This window comes from Variovorax sp. VaC1 (assembly GCF_043658315.1).
GTDB lineage: Bacteria > Pseudomonadota > Gammaproteobacteria > Burkholderiales > Burkholderiaceae_C > Variovorax.
The window spans coordinates 222,967-243,156 of sequence record NZ_JBIGLT010000007.1 but is presented as its reverse complement, the minus strand read 5'-3'; the positions used below and the strand labels follow the sequence as shown (position 1 = coordinate 243,156).

Sequence of the window (20,190 nt, the reverse complement as noted above, 5' to 3'; positions counted from 1 at the left end):
GAGGCCTAGACGCCCAGGTAGCGCGTCCACAGCGAGCGGTCGGCGTCGAGCGCGGCCGAGTCGCCCTGCCACACCACGCGCCCGCGTTCGAGGATCACGTGGCGGTTGGCCAGCGGCAGCAGGCGCTGCACGTACTTGTCGACCACCAGGATCGCTTCGCCCTCGGCCTTGAGCGTGGCGATGCAATGCCAGATCTCTTCGCGGATCACCGGTGCGAGGCCTTCGGTGGCTTCGTCGAGGATCAACAGGCGCGGGTGCGTGGACAGCGCCCGCGCGATGGCCAGCATCTGCTGCTCGCCGCCCGAGAGCTGGTTGCCTGCATTGGCCTTGCGCTCCGACAGGCGCGGGAACAGGCCGTAGAGCGCCTCGACCGTCCAGCGCGGCGCGCTGCCGGGGCGCGGCCGTGCGAAGGCGCGCAGGTGCTCGTCGACACTGAGGTTCGGAAACACGTGCCGGCCCTCGGGCACGATGGCCACGCCGCGCCGCGCGATGGCATCCGGCTTGTGGCCACCGATGGCCGCGCCGTCGAAATGCACGTTGCCGCGCATCGGCGCGAGCGTGCCGGTCAGCACCTTCAGCAGCGTGCTCTTGCCCATGCCGTTGCGGCCGAGCAGCGCAAGCACTTCGCCGGGGCGGATGTCGAGGTCGATGCCGAACAGCACCTGGCTTGCGCCGTAGCCGGCCTCGATGGCCTTCGCTTCGAGCAATGTCGTGGTCATGAATGGCCTTCTGCTTCTGTGCCTAGGTAGACGGCCTGCACATCGGGGTGGCCCCGCACTTCGTCGGCGGTGCCGCTCATCAGCACCTTGCCCTGCACCAGCACCGTGAGCCGGTTGGCCAGGCGGAACACCGCGTCCATGTCGTGTTCGATCAAAAGGATCGCCATCGACGCGCGCAGCGATTCGATCAACTCGACCATGCGTGCCGATTCGTCGGGGCCCATGCCGGCCATCGGCTCGTCGAGCAGCAGCAACTTGGGTTCGGCCGCGAGCGCCAGCGCCACGTCGAGCGCGCGCTGCGCACCGTGCGGCAAGGTGCCGGCGATGCGGTTGCGCTCGCTGCCCAGGCCCACGCGGTCGGCCAGCGCCACGGCGCGGTCGATCAGGTCGCGCTCGGTCGCGCGCGGCGCCATGAAGCGCAGGCTGCTGCCCGCATGGGCCTGCGCCGCGAGCATGAGGTTGTCGTGCACCGTCTCCTTGGCGAAGACGCGCGTGACCTGGAAGCAGCGCGACATGCCGGCAGCCACGCGCTGGTGGTCCTTGAGCTTCGTGATGTCGATCTCGTCGAGCAGGATGCGGCCCGCGTCGGCCTTCAGCAGCCCGGTGATGAGGTTCACCAGCGTGGTCTTGCCCGCGCCGTTCGGCCCGATCAGCGCATGCACTTCGCCGCGCTCCACGGTGAGGTTCACATGGTCGGTGGCCAGCAGTCCGCCGAAGCGCTTGACCAATCCTTCGATTCTGAAAAGGCTCATGGTGTTGCCTTGTTCCCTCGCCCCTCTGGGGAGAGGGTTGGGGTGAGGGGCCGGCGGCGCTTGTAGAGAGCAGCAAGCCCTTTGGGTGCCCACAGCGCAACGGCGATCAACAGCAGCCCCAGCGGCATGTGCCAATGCTCCGTGTGCTGCTTGAGCGCCTCCTCGAGCACCAGCCACACGACGGCGCCCACGGGCCCGCCCCAGCTGCGGCCCAGCCCGCCTATGACCACCATCACCAGCAGCGTCGCGGACTGCGTCCAGTGCATCGTGGCCGGGCTCACGAAGCCGTTGCCGCCGGCGAGCAGCGCACCCGCCAATCCGGCGATGGCCCCCGCGATGGTGAACGCCACCAGCTGCAGGCGGAACACCGGATAGCCCAGTGCCCGCATGCGCGTCTCGTTGTCGCGGATGCCCATCAGCGCATGGCCGAAGCGCGATTGCGTCGCGCGGTGCAGCCACCACAGCGCCAGCGCGACGATCACCAGCACCACCCAGTAGAAGTTCGACTCGTTGCCCAGGTCGAGGCCGGGCAGCAGCGTGGGGCGCGACATCAGCGTGTAGCCGTCGTCGCCGCCATAGCGGCGCAGCGACACCACCACGAAGTACAGCATCTGCGCGAAGGCCAGCGTGGTCATGATGAAGTACACGCCGCGCGTGCGCAGCGCCACCGTGCCGATCAGCGCGGCGACGAGGCCGGCCACGAGCGCTGCCGCCGGCCACATGATCCAGGCCGACACGACGCCCGCGTCGCTGAGCGCCACCAGCGTGTACGCGCCCATGCCGATGAAGCCCGCATGCCCCAGCGCCACCATGCCGCCGAAGCCGAGGATGAAATTGAGGCTCGCCGCGGCCAGCGCCACGATGAGCACGCGCCGCACGAAGCCGATGTAGAACTCGAGCCCGAACAGCGGCGCGACCAGCGGAAACGCCGCGAGCAGCACGAAGAGCAGCCCGAGGCCGATGTAGCGTGAAGATGAGGAAGAGGGCTTCATGCGCGTGCCGAGAAAAGCCCCGAGGGCCGGAAGATCAGGACGATCACCATCAGCGCGTACATCGCGACTTCGGCGAACAGCGGGCCCAGATCGGCCGCCGTGGCGGGCGGCAGCGTGGCACGCAGCAGCATCGGCACGAAGGCGCGTCCGACGGTGTCGACCACGCCCACCAGCAGTGCGGCCACGAAGGCGCCGCGCACCGAACCGATGCCGCCGATCACCAGCACCACCAGCGCCGGAATCAGGATGGCTTCTCCCATGCCGACCTGCACCGCGACGATCGGGCCCATCAGCGCGCCGGCCAGCGCGGCCAGCGCCGCGCCGAGCAGGAACACGCCGTTGAAGATGCGGCCCACGCGCACGCCCATCAGCTCGGCCATCGGCCGGTCGGACGCGCCCGCGCGCACCCGCATGCCGATGCGCGTGTGGTTGACCAGCAGGTACAGCGCGAGCGCCACCAGCAGCCCACCGACAAGGATCACGAGGCGGTAGGCCGGGTAGGGCAGGCCGTCCATGAGATTGACCGGCCCAGAGAGCGCAGCCGGCGTCGGCGCCATCACCGGCGACGGGCCCCAGGCCATCGTCACGATGTCGTCGGCCACCAGGATCACGCCGAAGGTGGCGAGCACCTGCGCGAGGTGGTCGCGTGTGTAGAGCCGGCGCATCAGCAGCACTTCGAGCAGCAACGCCACCACCACCGTGACCGCCACCGCGATGACGATGGCGGCAGTGAACGAGCCGGTGCGCGTGTGCGCCTCGGCCGCCACGTACGCGCCGGCCATGAACAGCGAGCCGTGCGCAAGGTTCAGCACGTCCATGATGCCGAACACCAGCGTGAGCCCGGCCGCCAGCAGGAACAGCATCAGCCCGTAGCCGAGGCCGTTGAGCAGCTGCTCGAGAACAAGAATTCCACTCATAGGATCACAAGGATTGCCCGCGTTTTCATTCGGGAAACACCGAGGAACCGGCTCCGCCGGGCCTCAGGTGTTGCCCCCGGTAGGGGGTTGGAGAAGCGACACGAAGTGCGCGTAGCCTGGGGGCGAGCTTTATTTGAGCGGGCACTTGTCGGCGTAGGAGTCGCCGTAGTTCGTGAGCACCGTGTTGATCAGCTTGTTCGTGACCTTGCCCTGTGCGTCCTTGCCGATCACGCGCAGGTAGAAGTTCTCGACCGGATAGTGGTTGTTCGCGTACTTGAAGTTGCCGCGCGTCGAGGCGTAGTTGGCCTTCTTCAGTGCGGCGATGACGGCTTCGCGGTTCTGTGCGTTGCCGCCCGACTGCTTCACGGCCGCGTCCATCGCAAGGATCGCATCGTAGGCCTGCGCGGCGTACACCGACGGATAGCGGCCGTTGTATTCCTTGCGGAACGCGGCCACGAAAGACTTGTTGGCGGCGTTGTCCAGGTCGTGCGCCCAGTGCGAGGTGTTGAACAGGCCGAGCATCGGCTCGCCCACCGCACCGATCACGTCTTCGTCGGCCGAGAAGCCGCTGGTCACGAGCGTGATGTCCTTCGACAGGCCCGCGCCCACGAACTGCTTGATGAAGTTGATGCCCATGGCGCCGGGCAGGAAGAAGTAGATCGAGTCGGGCTTGGCCGCGCGCAGTTGCGCGAGCTCGGCGGCGTAGTCGATCTGGCCGAGCTTGGTGTACAGCTCGTCGGCCACCTGGCCCTTGAACTGGCGCTTGAAGCCGCCGAGCGCATCCTTGCCGGCCGGGTAGTTGGGTGCGATCAGCACGATCTTCTTGAAGGCGCGGTCTTGCGCGAACTTGCCGGCCGCTTCATGGAACTGGTCGTTCTGGTAGGCGGTGCCGAAGAAGTAGGCATTGCATTGCGCACCCGCGAACTGGCTCGGGCCGGCATTGGCCGAGAGGTACGGCACCTTCGCGTTGAAGAGCGTCGGGCCCACGGCCAGCGCCACGTTGGAGCCGATGGGGCCGCTGAAGAGGTCGATCTTGTCGCGCTGGATCATGCGGTCGACCAGCTGCTTGGCCTGGTCGGGGCTGCCGGCCATGTCGGCCTGGATGAACTCGACGTCTTGCCCGCCGAGCTTGCCGTTGAGCTGCTTGATGCCCAGCGCGAAACCGTCGCGCGCCTCGGCGCCCAATGCCGCGAAAGGCCCCGAGATGTCGAGGGCCAGGCCGACCTTGACGGGGGCGGCGGTGGCCGACACTGCAGCCCCGAGGGCGGCGCCGCACAGCAGCAGCGAGAGCAGGGTGCGCGGCAGCGCGGGCGACTTCAGGGGCAGGTGGCTCATCAGGTTCTCCGTCAAGGATGGGTGAAACGACGCGTCGGCACCACGTCATGCAGCACCGACGACATCGAACCGTTGATAGCTAAATACTTTAACTATAAACAATTCAATGTCAACGGTGCTAGCACGAATGGTGCCAGTGGGTCGTGTCACTTCCTGGTGCGCTGCCTGTTCAAGAACACCGCGGAACCGGCTTTGCCGGGCCGCAGGTGTTGCCCCCTGAAAGGGAGTTGGCGCAGCGACACGAAGTGCGCGAAGACTGGGGGTCAGCCAAACGGATTGGCCGTCGCAAACCACAGGCCGATGCCGGTGGCGATGATGAATGCGCCGTCTGTCACACCCGCGATCAGGAAGAACTTGGTCTGCAGCGTGTCGACCATTTCGGGCTGGCGCGCGCTGCTTTCCAGAAACTTCTGGCCGACCAGTCCGATGCCCAGGCACGAGCCGAGTGCGGCAATGCCGATCAGCAGGGCGACTGCGAGGGGAAGGATGTTGAAGCCGGTCATGGTGTTTTCTCCTGGTTGGTTGATCGATGGACGTACTTTCCCAGAGCGGGTGCGCACGGTCCATGACGTGGGAGGTCATGGGCGGCAAGAAAAAAGCCGGCCGCATGACGCGGCCGGCTTTGCTTTCAGGTGAGTGCCAGGGCTTCAGGGCAGCTGGGTCCAGCTCTGGTTGTTGCCGCCGTTGCAGGTCCAGGTGATCAGCGCCGTGTCCTGCGTCGTGGCGTTGTTCGGCACGTCGAGGCACGAACCCGAAGCACGGTTCTTCAGGGCGCCGCCCACCTGGCTCCATTGCGTGGTGTCGCCGGCCGAGCAGGCCAGCTGCACCACCGCCGCGTTCGTCGTCGCGGTGCCGTTCTGCGCCAGGCACAGGCCGCTGTGCTCGGCCTTGAACTGCACGTAGCCGCCGGGCAGGCCCGTCACCGTGAACCTCTCGTTGCCCGCGTTGCCGCATGGCCACTGCACCACCGTCGTTCCGCTCGTCGTTGCAGCGCCCTTGACGTTCACGCACAGGTTGCTGTGGTTCGAGCGGATGCGGGTGATGGTCGGCGTCGGGTCGGTGTCCTGCGAGCGCACGTACTCGCGGATCGCCACCACGTCGGCGGGCGGCAGGCTGCTGGCGTTGCCGTGACCGCTGGCGAGCACGTCCTGCAGCGTGGCCGCCTGGCCGTTGTGGAAGAACGCCGTCGTGTTCCAGGTGCCCAGCAGCGTCGGGGTGTCGAAGCCCACGCCCGCCAGCGGCTGGCTCATGCCCTTGCCCGACGAGGCCTGGATCGTGCCCACGTCATGCCGCACGCCGTCGCGGAAGGTGGCGCCGGTGTGGCAGGTCACGCACTGCGCCGAGGCGAACAGCGCCTGGCCCCGCGCCGCATCCACGCTGAGGCTGCCGTCGGCGTTGCGCGCCGGGCTGCGCATGTACTTGTTCAGCGAGGTCAGGTAGGCCGCCAGGTCGTCCAGCTGCGCGCTCTTGCCGGCCTTGGGCGCGCCCAGCGGGTCTTGCGTGGCCGCGAAGTCCGCATTCGTCAGGAAGCCGGTGCCGCCGAACTCGTTGCGGATGTCGTTCTCGAAGTCCTGCACCTCGTCGAAGTTGGCCGTCCAGTGCAGCTTGCCGTGGCCCAGGCCGCGCCGTCCCTGCAGGCTGATGGTGCGGCGCAGGCCCTCGCCGCGCTGGGTGAAGTCCCACACCATGCCGTCGTCGCCGGCATCCGCGTGGCAGCTCGCGCAGGAGATGTAGTTGTCCTTGCTCATGCGTCGGTCGGCCGCGTTGTAGAACACCTGCTTGCCGCGCAGCGCCGCGGGCGACATCGGCTCCTGCGCGACCGTCGAGACGTTCTGCAGGAAGACCGCCGCCGCCGATTCCGACGCCAGCACCGAGGCCACGTCGTGCACCGACACCGAGCGCGCCAGGAAGTTGTTGACGTACAGGCGCTTGCGCACCGCGTCCAGGTACAGGCCGTGCGGCGCGCTGCTCGCGTTGATCTCGCCCCGCACCGAGCGGCTGTACGGATCGACGATGGCCACGCGGTTGCCTTCCATCTGCGCCACGAAGAGGTAGTCGCCCGACGGCGAGAACAGCGCGGCGCGCGCCGGTGCGCGGTCGTCGAAGTCGATCTGCTCGGCGAACACTTCGGCCGCCGTCTGCAGGTTGACCTGCGAGAGGATGGAACGCACCGTCTGGTCGTGCACCAGGTTGTTGCCGTCCCTGAACTTGCCGCGCACGATGTTGTCCTTCTTCGAAGGCAGCACCGCCCGCGTGCCGTCCGGCGAGATGACGACCTGGCTCAGGTAGTTGGCCACGCCGCGCGCGCGGCTTTCGGTATCGACCGTGGTGGTGTCCACCGGCAGCGCGATGGTCGTCATCGCGCTCATGGTCTGCAGGTTCACCTTGTGCAGCTGGCCGCCGGTCATCTTCGACTTGAAGCGCGTGACGTAGGCCACCTGCGCATCGGCGTTGACGGCAATGCCGCGCAGGTTGCCGTCGAGCGCGACCGCGCCGGTGGTGGCGCCGTTGCTCGGGTCGAAGCTCATCAGCACCGACTTGCTCTCCAGCGTCAGCAGGCCCTTGGCGCCGTCGGGCGTGAAGGCCACGCCGTACGGGCCGCTGCCGTAGGCCAGCGGCACGGTGGCCGAGGTGCTGCCGTCGGCCGCGTTGAGCACCACCAGCTTGTCTTCGCCCTGCACCGTGACCCAGAGGCGGCCGTCGGGGCCCACGGCCAGCGTCTTCGGCTCTTCGCCCACGCGCACTTCCCAGCGCTTGGCCAGCGTCTGTGCGTCGATGGCGGCGACCGTGCCGCTGTCGGGGTTGACCGAGTACACCGCGTTCGCGTCGCCCGCGATGTTGGTGGTGTGCGTGGGCGCGCGCGCCGTGACCGGAACGATCACCGTGAGGTTGTACGTGTAGAAGGTCTCGCGGCCGTTGGCGTCCTTCACCGTCAGCGTCACCGTGAAGTGGCCGGGGCGCGTGTAGGTGTAGCTGTAGTTCGGCTGGTTCGAATAGGCCGTCTGCGTGCCGTCGCCGAAGTTCCAGCGGAACTGCGCGCCGCCGCTGCCCAGCGTGGCCGGGTTGAACACCAGCTGGCCGTTGACGATCTTCGGCCCGCCGCCAAGGCCCGGGTCGCCGATGATGGCCTGGCCGCGCAGCGTGTTCACCTCGGTGTCGTTGAGCACGCGGCCGTACACGCGCACTTCCGCCAGCGTGCCCTTGAACAGCGCCGCGTTGCCCTGGATCTGGCCCAGCACGCTGAACTTGTTCGACAGGCCCTTGTTGCCCGTGGGGCCGGTGGAGGTGGTCTTCACGCCATCGACGTACACCGCCTGCGCGCCCGAGGCCGCGTCGCGCGTCAACACCACGTGGTGCCAGTTGCCGTCGTTCACGGCCGCCGTGGACGCCGTGCCCGCGTCGTTGCCGATCGACAGCTTGATGCGGCCGCCGTTGTCGAGCCAGCCCCAGAACACGTCGTCCGCGCCGCCCGACTGGTCGCGCCCGAAGATGCCGGGCGCGGTCCACGAGTTGGGGCCGCCTGCCTGCGTGGTCTTCATGTAGAAGCTCAGCGATGCGGTGCCGCCGAGTACGGTGGCCACCGAGTCGTTCTTCAGCGGCACACCGGCGGTGCGGTTCGCGAAGTTCATGCCGATGCTCTCGAACGCATCGCCCTGTGCCGGCGTGCCGCCGTTGTTGCCGACCGGGTCCGAGAGGTTGCCGGCCAGCGTCCAGTGGTGCATCAGGTTGATGTCGGTCGCGTTGCCGGTGTTGAAGGTCGATTTGTAGTCCGCGCCGATGGCGTTGCCCGCGTAGTCCTTCAGGCCGTTGGCCGGCAGGAACACTTCATAGCTCGTGCCCGGCTGCAGCGGCTGCTCGGGGTGGAAGTTGACGATGCCCAGCTGCACGCTGTAGGTGCCCGCCAGCGTGTTGCCGCCCACCGGGCGCACGATGAAGGTGTTGGAATTCACGCTCTCGGGCCGGATGTTGTCGGTCATGCCCAGGCCGATGCGCGAGGTCAGTGCCTGCTGCTTCGCGCCGTTGGCGGGCGAGACCTGCTTCACCTCGGGCTTGGTGGTGTCCGGGTCCACCGAGTGCACGATGAAGCCGCTGCCCGAGCCGTGGTCGTTGCCCACGAAGACGAGGTTGCCGAACATCGCGACCTGGCCATTGTCCGAGTGCGAGAAGTTCGGATCGTCCTCACGCAGGATGCTGCCGCGGCCCACTTCGACATGGTTCAGCGGATTGCTCACGTCGACCTTGTGGATGCGCGTCTGCGCGCCCTGGATCACGTAGTTGTCCTGCGTGGCGCAGTAGAGCTGTTCGTCGATGACGAGGCGGTTGTCTTCGGCCACGAAGCGCGAGCGGTCACTCAGGTCGTAGCTGTACATCTTGGCGCCGCTGTTGCGCGCGGAGGCGTGCAGGTTCCGGCCGTCGAAGCAGGTCGCGTAATAGAACGGCGTGGTGCCCACGATCGAATCGAGCACCTTGGGGTTGAGCGGGTCGGAGATGTCCAGGCTCGCGAAGCCGCCGTTGCTTTCCATCGCGGTCAGCACCATGTGGTTGCCCATCGTGAAGATCGGGCCGATGCGAAAGCCGCCGAGCTCGCCCGTCGGCACCGGGTTCGGCTTGCCGGCGCCGCGGTTCGCGACCACCGCGTTCGCGGGGTCCGTGGCATCGACGATGAAGATGCCGCGGCCGGCAGACGCCACGTACAGGTAGGGCGCCTGCCACCACAGCTGCCAGGCCACGTTCTCGTAGTCGCCGCCGTTCACGCCGGGCAGCGCCAGCTTCTTCACCTGCTTGATGTCGTTGATGTCGGTGAAGTCCCAGAACTCGACGCCGTTGATGCTGGGCAGCACCACGTAGGTCTTGCCGCCGATCTTCGCGGTGCCGAAGGAGTGCGTTTCGCGGAACTCCCTGGTGCGGGCTTCGGGCTCGTAGATTTTCTTGACGAGCTTGATCTGGCGCGGGTTCGACACGTCGTACAGCAGGAAGCCGCCCGGGCCCAGGCCGCTGTCCGGCGCGAAGGAGGTGAGGAAGTAGCCGTTGATCATGATGCCCGCGTTCATGCCGTAGTCCTTGCGGCCCGGGTAGGTGGCGGGCACCTCGCGCGACTCGTAGGCATCGCTGTGCGCCGGGTCGAGCGGGTGCGCCAGGCTCGTGATCATCGACACGGGCTTGAACAGCTCGGCCGAGGTGTAGGTGAGATTGCCCAGGCCCGGCCCCTGCAGCGGGAGCGGGTCGGCGACGGCTTCGGACACCGCCGCCGCCATGTTGCCCAGGGTCGTCATCGGACTGACCCCGGTGATCGCCGCATGCGTCAGCAAGGTGATGCATGGCAGCAGGAACGCCATCAAGTAATACCGGATTTTCATCGTCGCCTCCAGGTTGTTTGAAGTTCGCAGGGAACCCTCTTCCTCGATCAACTCCGTCTCTCACCAGCAAAGCGCGCGCGCAGGCGCACCCCCGGCGGGCAACGAAACCGTTGCCCGCCGTGCAGCCTCTCCCTCCTCCGTTATGCGGGCGTCAGCGCATCACTTCGCGCCGCCCGATTCATAGATGTCCCATGCCTCCTTGGCGCTGGCGCCGCGGTGGATCATGGCCATCAGCGCATCGACCACCGCCGACGGGTTGGCGTGCTGGTAGACGTTGCGCCCGTACACCATGCCGACCGCACCCTCGTCCATCAGCACGCGCGAACGCGCGAAGACCTGCTGCAGGTCTTCGCGGCCGCCGCCGCGCACGAGCACGGGGCAGCGCGCGGCCTGCACCACGCGGTGGAAATCCTTCGGGTCGCTGGTCGGGTCGGCCTTGACGATGTCGGCGCCCATCTCGCGCGCCAGGCGCACCAGCGTCACGATCTTCTCGGCGTCGCCGTCGACCATGTAGCGGCTGCCCGGCGTGGGCGACTGCATCACCAGCGGCTCGATCATCAGCGGCATGCCGTAGCGGTCGCAGTCGGCGCGCACGCGCGCGATGTTCTGCACGCACTGGCGAAACAGGTCGGGCTCGTTCGGCAGCATGAACAGGTTGACCACCACGCAGGCCGCGTCGCGCTGCACGGCCGGCAGCACCGGGTCGTGCTCGTTCTGCAACTGGGCCCACATCACGCGGTGCAGCGTGGCGTTGTAGGGGTTGCCCATGTCGATGCGCATCACCAGCGCGGGCTTGTCACGGCCGGGGCGGTCCTGCAGCAGGTCGGACTGGCCGTAGTTGAGCTGGAGTGCATCGGGCTTGGCGCCCACGAGCCTGTCGATGACCTGGGGCATGTCCTCCAGGCCGTCGAGGAACGAGGGCTCGTTGCACACGCCGTGGTCGAGCGCGATGTCCAGGCAGCGGCCGTTGTTCAGCAGCCGGTTCAGGCGTGCGGTCTTGTCTTTCGACATACGAAGGGAATCCTTGTTCAGAGAAATGAGGGGAATGAAGCGGCGGGCGTCAGGCCAGCGCGTTCAGGTGGCGGGCGGCGGCCGCGTCGATCAGCAGCAGCGCGTCGTCGCGCAAGGTGATCGCGCCGGCGGCCGCGTTCTCGATGGCCTGCTTCGGCACGCGCGCGCCGCACAGCGCCACCGAGACGCTGCCACGCGCGAGCGTCCACGCGATCATCATCTGGCCGAAGGAGCATTCGAGCTGCTTGCGCAGCGGCTCCAGTTCTTCGAAGAAGGCCTTGAGCTTCGTGCGGTTCGCCGTGCTGAAGCGCGGGTTGGTGGCGCGCTGGTCGTCGCCGGTGAACTGGCGCGCGGGATCAATGGGGCCGGCCAGCAGGCCGAGCGCCAGCGACGAGTAGCCGAGCACCGCCACGTTGTGCTCGGTGCACAGCGGCATCAGCGTCTGCTCGATCTCGCGGTCGATCAGGCTGTAGCGCTCCTGCGCCGCATCGACCGGGCCGTATTGCAGGTACTCGGCCAGCGTCTCGGGGCTCACGTTGCTCACGCCGATGGCGCGGATCTTTCCCTGCTTCTTGAGTGCGAGCAGTGCGTCCATGGTCTCGGCCACGGGCGTGGTGCTGTCCTGCCAGTGCGTGATGTACAGGTCGATGTAGTCGGTCTGCAGGCGCTTGAGGCTCTCTTCGCATTCATGAAAGATCGACTCGCGCCCGAGGTAGCGGTACACCGGGTGGCCGTCTTCTTCAAAGAAGTGCGTTCCCTGTTGGGTGTGCCACACCAGTCCGCACTTGGTGGCGATGACGGCCTCTTGTCGGCGCCCCTTGAGGGCCGTGCCGACGATGCTCTCGGAACGGCCCAGGCCGTAGGCTGGCGCGGTGTCGATCAGCGTCACGCCTGCGTCCAGCGAGGCCTGGATGGCCAGCACGGCGGCCGCGTTGTCGCCGCCGCCCCACATCCATCCGCCCATGGCCCAGGTGCCCAGGCCGATGGCCGAGCTTTCGATGTCCGAGGGGCCGAGGGTGGTCTTCTTCATCGTCGATGCAGTGGTGGTGCTCATCGCTTGGTCTTTCGGGTGTTCAGGATGTGGTCGATGGTCACGGCCGCGAGCAGGATCAAGCCCTTGATCACGTCTTGCCAGTAAGGCGACACGTCGAGCAGGATCAGCGAGCTGGTCACCACCGACAGCAGGGCCAGGCCGAGCACCGCGCCCAGCACCGTGCCCGAGCCGCCCTTGAGGCTGGCGCCGCCGATCACGGCGGCCGCGATCACGTTGAGTTCCATGCCCATGCCGAAGGTCGGCGTGGCGGCGCCGAAGCGCGCCGTGTAGATCACGCCGGCTAGGCCCGCCGAGGCAGAGCACAGCACCGTGACCCAGAACTTCACGTGGCCCACGCGAATGCCCGAGTACAGCGCGGCCTTCTCGTTGCTGCCGGTGTAGAACACGCGGCGCAGCAGCGTCGAGCGGCGCAGCACGAAGTCGCTGACCACCACGATCGCCAGGAAGATCAGGATCACCGCCGGAATGCCGAACAGCGTGCCCTGGCCGATGAACTTGAACTCCGCCGGCAGCGAGAACAGCGACTGCGGCGTGCCCTGCGTGAGCGCCAGGCACAGCCCGCGCACGATCACCATGAAGGCCAGCGAGGCGATGAAGTGGTTCAGCCCGATGCGCGTGACGCAGCCGCCGATCATGGCGCCGATCAATGCGCTCGCGCCAATGGCCACGAGGCCTGCGGTCCATGGGTCCAGGCCCATGAGGAAGAGCTTGCCCGTGACCACCATCGCGAAGCACACCACCGAGCCCACCGACAGGTCGATGCCGCCGACGATCAGCAGAATGGTCATGCCGACCACCACGATGCCTTCGATGGAGAACGACAGCAGCATCGCGCGCACGTTGTCCCACGTGAGGAAGTAGGGCGAGGCAAAGCTCATGGCCACGCACAGCACCGCGATGATGAGCAACAGGCCCATCTCGCGCATGCTGGTGAGCTTGTTGGGCGGCTTCGCCGGGCCGCCCGGTGCCTGCCGTGGCGCCACGCCGGCGTCGAGTTGTGCGGGGTAGTTCATGCCATCTCCTGTTCGAGTCCGGAGGCCAGCCGCAGCAGCGCCTCTTCCGTCATTTCGTTGTCTTGCAGTTCACCGGCCAGCCGGCCGTCGCGGATCACCAGTGCGCGGTCGCACAGCCCGATGATTTCGGGCAGCTCCGACGAGATCACGACCACGCCCACGCCCTGGCCCGCCAGCTCGCGCAGGATGTGGTGGATCTCCGACTTGGCGCCCACGTCGACGCCGCGCGTGGGTTCGTCCATCAGCAGCACCGACGGGTTGGTGGCCAGCAGCTTGGCGATGGCCACCTTCTGCTGGTTGCCGCCCGACAGGCTCGCCACGTCGATGGCCACGCCGTCGGACTTCAACTTGAGCTTGGCGCCCAGGTCGGTCGCCAGCTTGTGTTCGGCCGCGCGCTGCAGCAGACCGAAGCGCGAGCTGACGCGCTGCAGCGCCATCGATGCGATGTTCTGCGCAATGGGCAGGTCGAGGTACACGCCGGCCGCCTTGCGGTCTTCGCTGAGGTAGGCGATGCCTTCGCGCAGCGCGTCGCTGTACTTGCGCACCGTGAGCGTCTTGCCGCGCAGGCGCACCGTGCCGCGCGTGGCGGGGCGCAGGCCGCACACGGTCTCGGCGAGTTCGCTGCGGCCGGCGCCCATCAGGCCGGCAATGCCGAGGATCTCGCCGCGCCTGAGCGTGAACGAGATGCCATGCACGCGCTCGCCATCGGCGATGTCGCTCACTTCGAGCACGGGGTCGTTCGAGCTTCGGTCGTCCTGCTTCGGCGGGTAGTAGTTGCCCAGGTCGCGCCCGACCATGCGGCGCACCAGGTCGTCGGCATTGAGTTCGGCCAGCGGGCCGCAATGCACGTTGCGCCCGTCGCGCAGCACGGTCACGCGGTCGCCATGCGCAAAGATCTCGGCCATGCGGTGGCTGATGTAGATGATGCCGATGCCCTGCGCCTTGAGGTCGTGCAGCACCTTGAAGAGCGCCACCGATTCGTTGTCGGTCAGCGCGGCCGTCGGCTCGTCGAGGATCAGCACCTTGCAGTCGAGCGTGAGCGCCTTGGCGATCTCGATGAGCTGCTGGCTCGAAATGCTCAGCGTGCTCACCAGCGAGGCGGGGTCGATGTCCTGCCCCAGCCGCTGCAGCACCTTGCCGGCGCGCTCGTTCAGGCTCGCGTAGTTCATCCACGCATGCTTGCCGGCGTTGATCTCGGGCATGAAGATGTTCTCGGCCACGGTGGCGTCGCCGCACAAGGCGATCTCCTGGTGCACCAGGCCGATGCCCAGGCGCATCGCATGCGCCGGGCCGTCGATGGCCACCTTCTGGCCGTCGAGCGAGATCGTGCCCTCGTCCGGCTGGTGAATGCCATCGATGATGTTCATCAGCGTGGACTTGCCCGCGCCGTTCTCGCCGCACAGGGCGTGGATCTCGCCGGCGTGCAACGAGAAGTCCACGCCCGAGAGCGCGCGCGAAGCGCCGAAGCGCTTGCTGATGCCGCGCAACTCGAGCAGTGCGCCCACCGCGTTCTCCCGGCTCACTCGCCGATGCCCTTGGTGCCGCGGCGGGCGAGGTACTTGTCCCAGTAGAAGTCGTCGGCATTGGCCTTGCTGACCACGGCCAGGCCGTTGTCCAGGAAGGGCACGGCCATCGGGTTGGTGCCGTTGCGCCTGGCGTCGTTCATCGGGTCGATGAGCGAAGGGTTCTTGGCCAGGAACAGCATCATCATCCCCATGTAGCCCTGCATGCCCTGGTTCGGGTTGATGGAGCCGAACACGTCGCCCGACTTGATCATGTCGAGGATCTTCGCGTTCACGTCGCAGCACATCACCTTGATGTTCTTCTTGGTCTCTACCTTGGCCTGCGCCGCGCCGAGCGCCGAGTTGGCCTCGGGCATGAACAGCGCACCCAGGTTCGGGTTGGCCTGTGCCAGGCTCAGCACGGCCTGGTAGGCCTTGTTCGGGTCCTGGTTGCTGGCGGCGCGGCCGACCAGCTTCATGCCCGGGTGCTTGGTCTTCATGCGGTTGACGAAGGCGGCGATGCGGCGGTCGTGGTTGTCCTGGCCGGGGTTTTCCAGCACGGCGTATTCGCCCTTGCCGTTGAGCGACGCGGCAATCGCATCGGCCGCCTGCGTGCCTTCGCGGTCGTTGTCCGAGGTGATGAACGAGGTGCGCTTGGAGTTCGGCGAGTCGGCCGCGAAGGTGACGACCGGGATGCCCATCGCCGCCGCGCGGTTGATCGGCTCGATGAAGGGGTCGGGGTTCATCGGATGCAGCAGGATGCCGGCCGGCTTGCGCGCCAGTTCCTGCTCGAAGGACGCGAGCTGCTTGTTGACGTCGTACTCCGGCGTGCCGGTGTAGCGGGTGCGAACGCCCAGCGTGCGGCCGAGTTGCTTCATCATTTCGTAGACCGGAAACCAGTATTCCACGCCCGACACCATCACGTTCATCACGTAGACGTCGCTGGCGTTGCCGCGCAGGCCGGCACCCGCGGCGGGGGTTGCCGCTTGCTGCTGCGCAAGCGCGCTCGCACCGGCCAGGCCGATGCCGGCGGCCGCTGCGGACTTCAGGAAATTACGCCTCATTTTTTGTCTCCTCACGTTGGGTGGCACAGCTTGCTGATGCTGCTTTTGAAGGCAGCTCTCTGATCCTCGTTGTCACGACAGTTGTTATGACAGGCTAGAATGTACGCGCTGCCTGTTTACGGGGTTAACTAGGGGAAACACTACTGGCAAGGTGCTTTTATTCCGCCGAAGCTGTTATGACATGAAGCCCAACATACTCATCGGCATCGACATGGGGTCGAGCAGCCTGAAAGCCCTGGCCCTCGAGGCCGGGAGCGGCCGGGCCGTCGCCCTGTCCCGAATGCCACTGCCGCACGACCGGCTGCCCGCGGGGGGATGCGAAGTGAGCGCGACCGCCATCCGCTCGGCCCTGACCCATGTGCTGCGCGACGTTGCCCACCAGCTCGGCGCCCGCGTGGCCGAAGTCCGCGCCATCGGCTGCACTGGCCACGGCGCGGGGCTCTATGCGCTCGATGCGCGCAACCAGCTTGTGGGTGGGCGGGCCGTGGCCTCGACCGACCAGCGTGCCGATGCGCGTGCGCGCGCACTGGCTGCCAGCCATGGCCCGCGCCTGTTCGCGGATGTGGGCTGCCAGCCCTGGCCGGGACAGCCCACGGTGATCGCGGCCGAGCTGCTGGGCACCGACGCCGTGCAGCGCGGCGAGGTGCACCGCCTGCTGTTCGCGAAGGACTATCTCGGCTTTCTGCTGACCGGCGAGATCGCGACCGATGCCAGCGACGCCAGCACCGCCGGGCTGGTGTCGATTGCCACGGGCACGTGGTCGCAGGCGGCCTTCGATGCCTCGGGCATCGCGGACCTCGGCCCGCGTGCTTTCGGGCCTCTGCTGCCGAGCAGCACGGTGCTCGGGCAGCTGCAGCCATCGGAAGCGGCACTGTGCGGATTGCCCGCGGGCATTCCCGTCGCGATGGGTGCCATCGACCTGCTTGCCTCGATGACCGCGATCTGCGCCGAAGGGCGCGGGCGCGCGGTGTCGGTGTTCGGCACGTGGTGCGTGAACGCCGTCATCGGGCCGGTGATCGAGCCCAAGCCCGACGTTGCGGCCGTCGTGAACTTCGGCCGCGAGCGGCAACGGCTCTACATGGAGAACAGCCCCTCGTCGATGGCCAACATCGCGTGGCTGGCCGGCGCGCTGGGCCTGCCCGATGCGCGTGCCGTGGTCGATCTGGCGATGTCGGTGCCGCTGGGTGCGGGTGGCTTGCGCTTCCTGCCTTTCGTGAATGGCGGAGGCGGCATCACCGCCGGCTTCGTCGGGCTCAAGAGCCATCACACGCGCGGCGACATGGCGCGTGCCGTGGTCGATGCCACGGCGGCCCTGCATGTGCGGCACACCGCGCGCCTTGCGGCATGCGGCCTGCCCGTGTCGGCCACGACCGTGCTCGGCGGCGGTGCCAGCGACGTGCGGCTGGTGCGCCTGCTCGCTTCATTTCTCGGCCGCCCGGTCGAGCGCTGCGCCGACGACGAAACCGGTGCGCGCGGCGCCGCGATCTATGCCGCCATGTCGCAGGACATCGACCACGCCGCGCAGGGCAGCGCCTTGCTCGCGCCCTGCGGCATCGTCGAGCCCGATGCGCGCGACGCGCAGGCCCATGCCGATTTCAACGCCGGTTTCAATGAACTGATCGACACCATGTCTCCTGTGTTCTCTCATCTGGCAGAGGGGGCGATGAGCGCCGCCCGGCCGCCCGAAGGCGCTCGCACCGCAGCGCGAAGCGCGGAGGTTTCTCCATGAGCGCCTGGCAACTGCCTTTCGTGCGTCCTGCCTCGCTGGCGGATCGCCATTTTTCGACCGTGATCGTCGGCGCCGGCATCAACGGTGTCGGCGTGTTCCGCGACCTGTCGCTGCAGCGCGTCGATTGCCTGATCGTCGACAAGGGCGACTTCAGTGCCGGTGCCAGCAGTGCACCGTCGCGCATGATCCACGGCGGCCTGCGCTACCTGGAAAACGGCAGCTTCTCGCTGGTGGCCGAGGCCACGCGCGAGCGCAACCTGCTGCTGCGCAACGCGCCGCACCTGGTGCAGCCGCTCAAGACCGTGGTGCCGCTGTCGAGCTTCTTCGGCGGCCTCATGAGCAGCGCGCTCAAGTTCTTCGGCCGCATGCCGCCGCAACGCACGCGCGGCCTGCTGGCCGTGGCCGCGGGCCTTCGCCTGTACGACCTGCTGGGCCGCCGCCAGCGCGTGATGCCCAACCACCGCATAAGCCGCGTGCCGCCGACCGACCGCAACCTGTTCCGCGCGGCCGTGCGCTGGACCGCCACCTTCTTCGATGCATGGATCAGCCACCCCGAGTGGCTCATCCTCGAGTTGATCGGCGACGCCTGCCGCGACCAGCCGCGCTCGGCCGCCGCCAACTACTGCCGCGTGATGGGCTGCGCGGGCAACATCCTGACGCTGCGCGACGAGATCACCGGTGCGCTGGTGCGCGTGACGGCCGACACCGTGGTCAACGCAACGGGCGCGTGGCTCGACCGCAGCACCGCCGTGCTCGGCGGCGCGGGCTCGCGCGTGATGGGCACCAAGGGCTCGCACCTCGTGCTCGACCATCCCGTGCTGCGCGACGCGCTCGAAGGCCGCATGGCCTACTTCGAGGCGGTCGACGGGCGGGTGTGCATCGTCTATCCGTTCCTCGACCGCGTGCTGGTGGGCTCCACCGACATCCCGGTGGAAGACCCCGACAAGATCGCGACCGAGCCGGCCGAGGTCGACTACCTGCTCGACGTGCTGGGCGAGGTCTTTCCGAACATGGCCTTCGGCCGCGACAACGTGGTCTACACCTACGTCGGCGTGCGCCCGCTCGCGCGTTCCGATGCCGACAAGCCGGGGCAGATTTCGCGCGACCACTCGGTGGTGGTCGACCTGCCCAATGCCACGCGCGACATTCCCATCGTCGGCCTCGTCGGCGGCAAGTGGACGACCTTCCGCGCGCTGGCCGAAGAAGCGACGAACGAAGTGCTGCAGCGGCTGGGCCGCCCGCGCACCGCATCGACCGAAGGCCTGCCCATCGGCGGCGGCGCCGAACTGCCGGCCGATGCGCAAGCCACCGAGCGCTTTCTCGACCGCATGGTCGCGGCCTCGGGCCTGGGCCGTGCGCGTGCGCAGGTGCTGCTGCGCCGCTATGGATCGAAGGCACTGCCGCTGGCGCAGCGCCTCGGGGCTTCGGGCGACGTGCCGCTGCTGCACGCGCCCGATTACTCGGTGGCCGAGCTGTCCTACCTGTGCCTTGAAACGGGTGTGATGCATCTCGACGATCTGGTGATCCGCCGAACCTTGCTTGCGATCCGTGGCCTTGTCACCGACGCGGCGCTGGCCGAAATGGCGAGCGTTGCGGCCGAGGCGCTGGGGTGGGATGCAACCCTGGCGCACAAGGAGCTGCAGGCCTGCAGCACCGCATTGCGCGAGCGCCATGGTGTGCGGCTCTCGCCGGTGGCGGCCGAGGTGGCACCTTCTTTCGATGCATCATTGATGGCCAGCTCGGCCTTTGGCCAGTCGTGAAATATGAACCACTGGTCGATCAGCGATGCACCAACGGCACTCACTGTGCGAATGGCATCGGGTGCTCCCCGCAGCGAAACAAAGCAGGAGGCCGCAGGCCGGGGGACATTCGCGGAGGGGCGTGGCCGGTGTCATCCGCACGCGCCCCGAACAGCAGCGCTCCTGAACCCACAAAGCCGGTCCCATGAAAAATCCACGACTGCGTGGTGAACCACTGACATGAACTCTTCGACCGACACCCCGACCGTGCTCGACCGCGATTCCGAATCCCCCCTGTGGGCCCAGTTCCGCGACGCCATCCGCATGCAGATATTGCAGGGCGTGCTGCCCATCGGCGCCAAGCTGCCTTCCGAGGCCGAGCTGGGCGAGCAGTTCGGCATCTCGCGCATCGTGGTGCGCGAGGCGCTGGCCGACCTCGTGCGCAACAACCTCATCTACAAGATCAAGGGCCGTGGCGCCTTCGTGTCGGCGCGCGAGCGCGATGAAGATTTTGTCTCGACCGTGCTCGGCTTCTCCGACGAAATGGAGCGCAAGGGCCGCTCGGTGCGCACGCAGATCCTCACGCAGGAACTGCGCGCGCCCACCGAGCAGGAGGCCGCGTCGCTGGGCCTGACCGACGACACCCAGGTGGTCGCGCTCAAGCGCCTGCGCAGCGTCGATGGCGAGCTGCGCCTGCTGGTCGAAACCGTGGTGCCCGCCGACCTGGCGCCGGGCCTGCATCGCACGCGCCTGGACGACCGCTCGCTCTACGACGTGCTGCGCCGGCAATACGGCCTGCGCCTCGTGCGTGCCGAGCGCTGGATCGATGCGGTGCTGCCCGATGCCGCGACCTGCGAACTGCTCGACCTGCCGCAGCCCGAGCCGCTGCTGCGCATCGAGTCGATTGCCTACGGTGCCAATGGGCGGCCACTGGAGCACTATCGCGCGCTGCACCGCTGCAAGACCAGCCGCCTGCACGTGCAGACGACGACCTGAGGCCCCGAGG

The 20,190-nt window shown here is 67.7% G+C and carries 15 protein-coding genes; 3 read left to right on the top strand and 12 right to left on the bottom strand.

Annotated features, from left to right (window positions below; all coding sequences use genetic code 11):
* Positions 1–5: 5 nt before the first annotated feature.
* The 12 genes from ACGLHS_RS26625 to ACGLHS_RS26570 form a co-directional block, all read right to left on the bottom strand.
* Complete coding sequence (locus ACGLHS_RS26625) at positions 6–719, bottom strand: ABC transporter ATP-binding protein (protein WP_394484681.1); 714 nt, start codon at positions 717–719, stop codon at positions 6–8.
* On the bottom strand, positions 716–1,471 hold the full coding sequence (locus ACGLHS_RS26620; protein ID WP_093246390.1) for an ABC transporter ATP-binding protein: 756 nt from the start codon (positions 1,469–1,471) through the stop codon (positions 716–718). The genes ACGLHS_RS26625 and ACGLHS_RS26620 overlap by 4 nt, the downstream gene beginning before the upstream one ends.
* Positions 1,468–2,463, bottom strand: coding sequence for a branched-chain amino acid ABC transporter permease (locus ACGLHS_RS26615; protein ID WP_394484679.1), 996 nt, complete (start codon positions 2,461–2,463; stop codon positions 1,468–1,470). Before ACGLHS_RS26615 ends, ACGLHS_RS26620 begins: the two co-directional genes overlap by 4 nt.
* Positions 2,460–3,380 carry a branched-chain amino acid ABC transporter permease gene (locus ACGLHS_RS26610; RefSeq protein ID WP_093246388.1) on the bottom strand — a complete coding sequence of 307 codons (921 nt, stop codon included), beginning with the start codon at positions 3,378–3,380 and terminating at the stop codon, positions 2,460–2,462. The genes ACGLHS_RS26615 and ACGLHS_RS26610 overlap by 4 nt, the downstream gene beginning before the upstream one ends.
* A 129-nt stretch (positions 3,381–3,509) precedes the next feature.
* Positions 3,510–4,715, bottom strand: a complete 1,206-nt coding sequence (locus tag ACGLHS_RS26605; protein ID WP_093246387.1) for an ABC transporter substrate-binding protein — start codon at positions 4,713–4,715, stop codon at positions 3,510–3,512.
* Positions 4,716–4,978: 263 nt separating this feature from the next.
* Positions 4,979–5,218 carry a F0F1 ATP synthase subunit C gene (atpE, locus tag ACGLHS_RS26600; protein WP_081270724.1) on the bottom strand — a complete coding sequence of 80 codons (240 nt, stop codon included), beginning with the start codon at positions 5,216–5,218 and terminating at the stop codon, positions 4,979–4,981.
* Positions 5,219–5,362: 144 nt separating this feature from the next.
* Entirely contained in the window at positions 5,363–10,072 is a 4,710-nt protein-coding gene (locus tag ACGLHS_RS26595; protein ID WP_394484676.1) for an RICIN domain-containing protein, read from the bottom strand.
* A 159-nt stretch (positions 10,073–10,231) separates the two neighbouring features.
* Positions 10,232–11,083, bottom strand: coding sequence for a class I fructose-bisphosphate aldolase (locus ACGLHS_RS26590; RefSeq protein WP_093246385.1), 852 nt, complete (start codon positions 11,081–11,083; stop codon positions 10,232–10,234).
* A gap of 49 nt (positions 11,084–11,132) precedes the next feature.
* Positions 11,133–12,113: an aldo/keto reductase gene (locus tag ACGLHS_RS26585; RefSeq protein ID WP_394485114.1), complete on the bottom strand. Its 981-nt coding sequence runs from the start codon at positions 12,111–12,113 to the stop codon at positions 11,133–11,135.
* A gap of 20 nt (positions 12,114–12,133) precedes the next feature.
* Positions 12,134–13,150: an ABC transporter permease gene (locus ACGLHS_RS26580; RefSeq protein ID WP_093246384.1), complete on the bottom strand. Its 1,017-nt coding sequence runs from the start codon at positions 13,148–13,150 to the stop codon at positions 12,134–12,136.
* A complete protein-coding gene (locus ACGLHS_RS26575; RefSeq protein ID WP_394485113.1) occupies positions 13,147–14,655 on the bottom strand; it encodes a sugar ABC transporter ATP-binding protein in 1,509 nt (502 codons plus the stop codon). Before ACGLHS_RS26575 ends, ACGLHS_RS26580 begins: the two co-directional genes overlap by 4 nt.
* Before the next feature lie 14 nt (positions 14,656–14,669).
* Complete coding sequence (locus ACGLHS_RS26570; protein WP_394484674.1) at positions 14,670–15,716, bottom strand: substrate-binding domain-containing protein; 1,047 nt, start codon at positions 15,714–15,716, stop codon at positions 14,670–14,672.
* Positions 15,717–15,897: 181 nt separating this feature from the next.
* Between ACGLHS_RS26570 and ACGLHS_RS26565 the strand changes: the two genes are divergently transcribed.
* From ACGLHS_RS26565 to ACGLHS_RS26555, 3 genes are all read left to right on the top strand, one after another.
* Complete coding sequence (locus ACGLHS_RS26565) at positions 15,898–17,445, top strand: FGGY family carbohydrate kinase (protein WP_394484672.1); 1,548 nt, start codon at positions 15,898–15,900, stop codon at positions 17,443–17,445.
* Complete coding sequence (locus tag ACGLHS_RS26560) at positions 17,442–19,205, top strand: glycerol-3-phosphate dehydrogenase/oxidase (RefSeq protein ID WP_394484670.1); 1,764 nt, start codon at positions 17,442–17,444, stop codon at positions 19,203–19,205. Before ACGLHS_RS26565 ends, ACGLHS_RS26560 begins: the two co-directional genes overlap by 4 nt.
* A 219-nt stretch (positions 19,206–19,424) precedes the next feature.
* Complete coding sequence (locus ACGLHS_RS26555) at positions 19,425–20,180, top strand: GntR family transcriptional regulator (RefSeq protein WP_394484668.1); 756 nt, start codon at positions 19,425–19,427, stop codon at positions 20,178–20,180.
* Positions 20,181–20,190 lie beyond the last annotated feature (10 nt).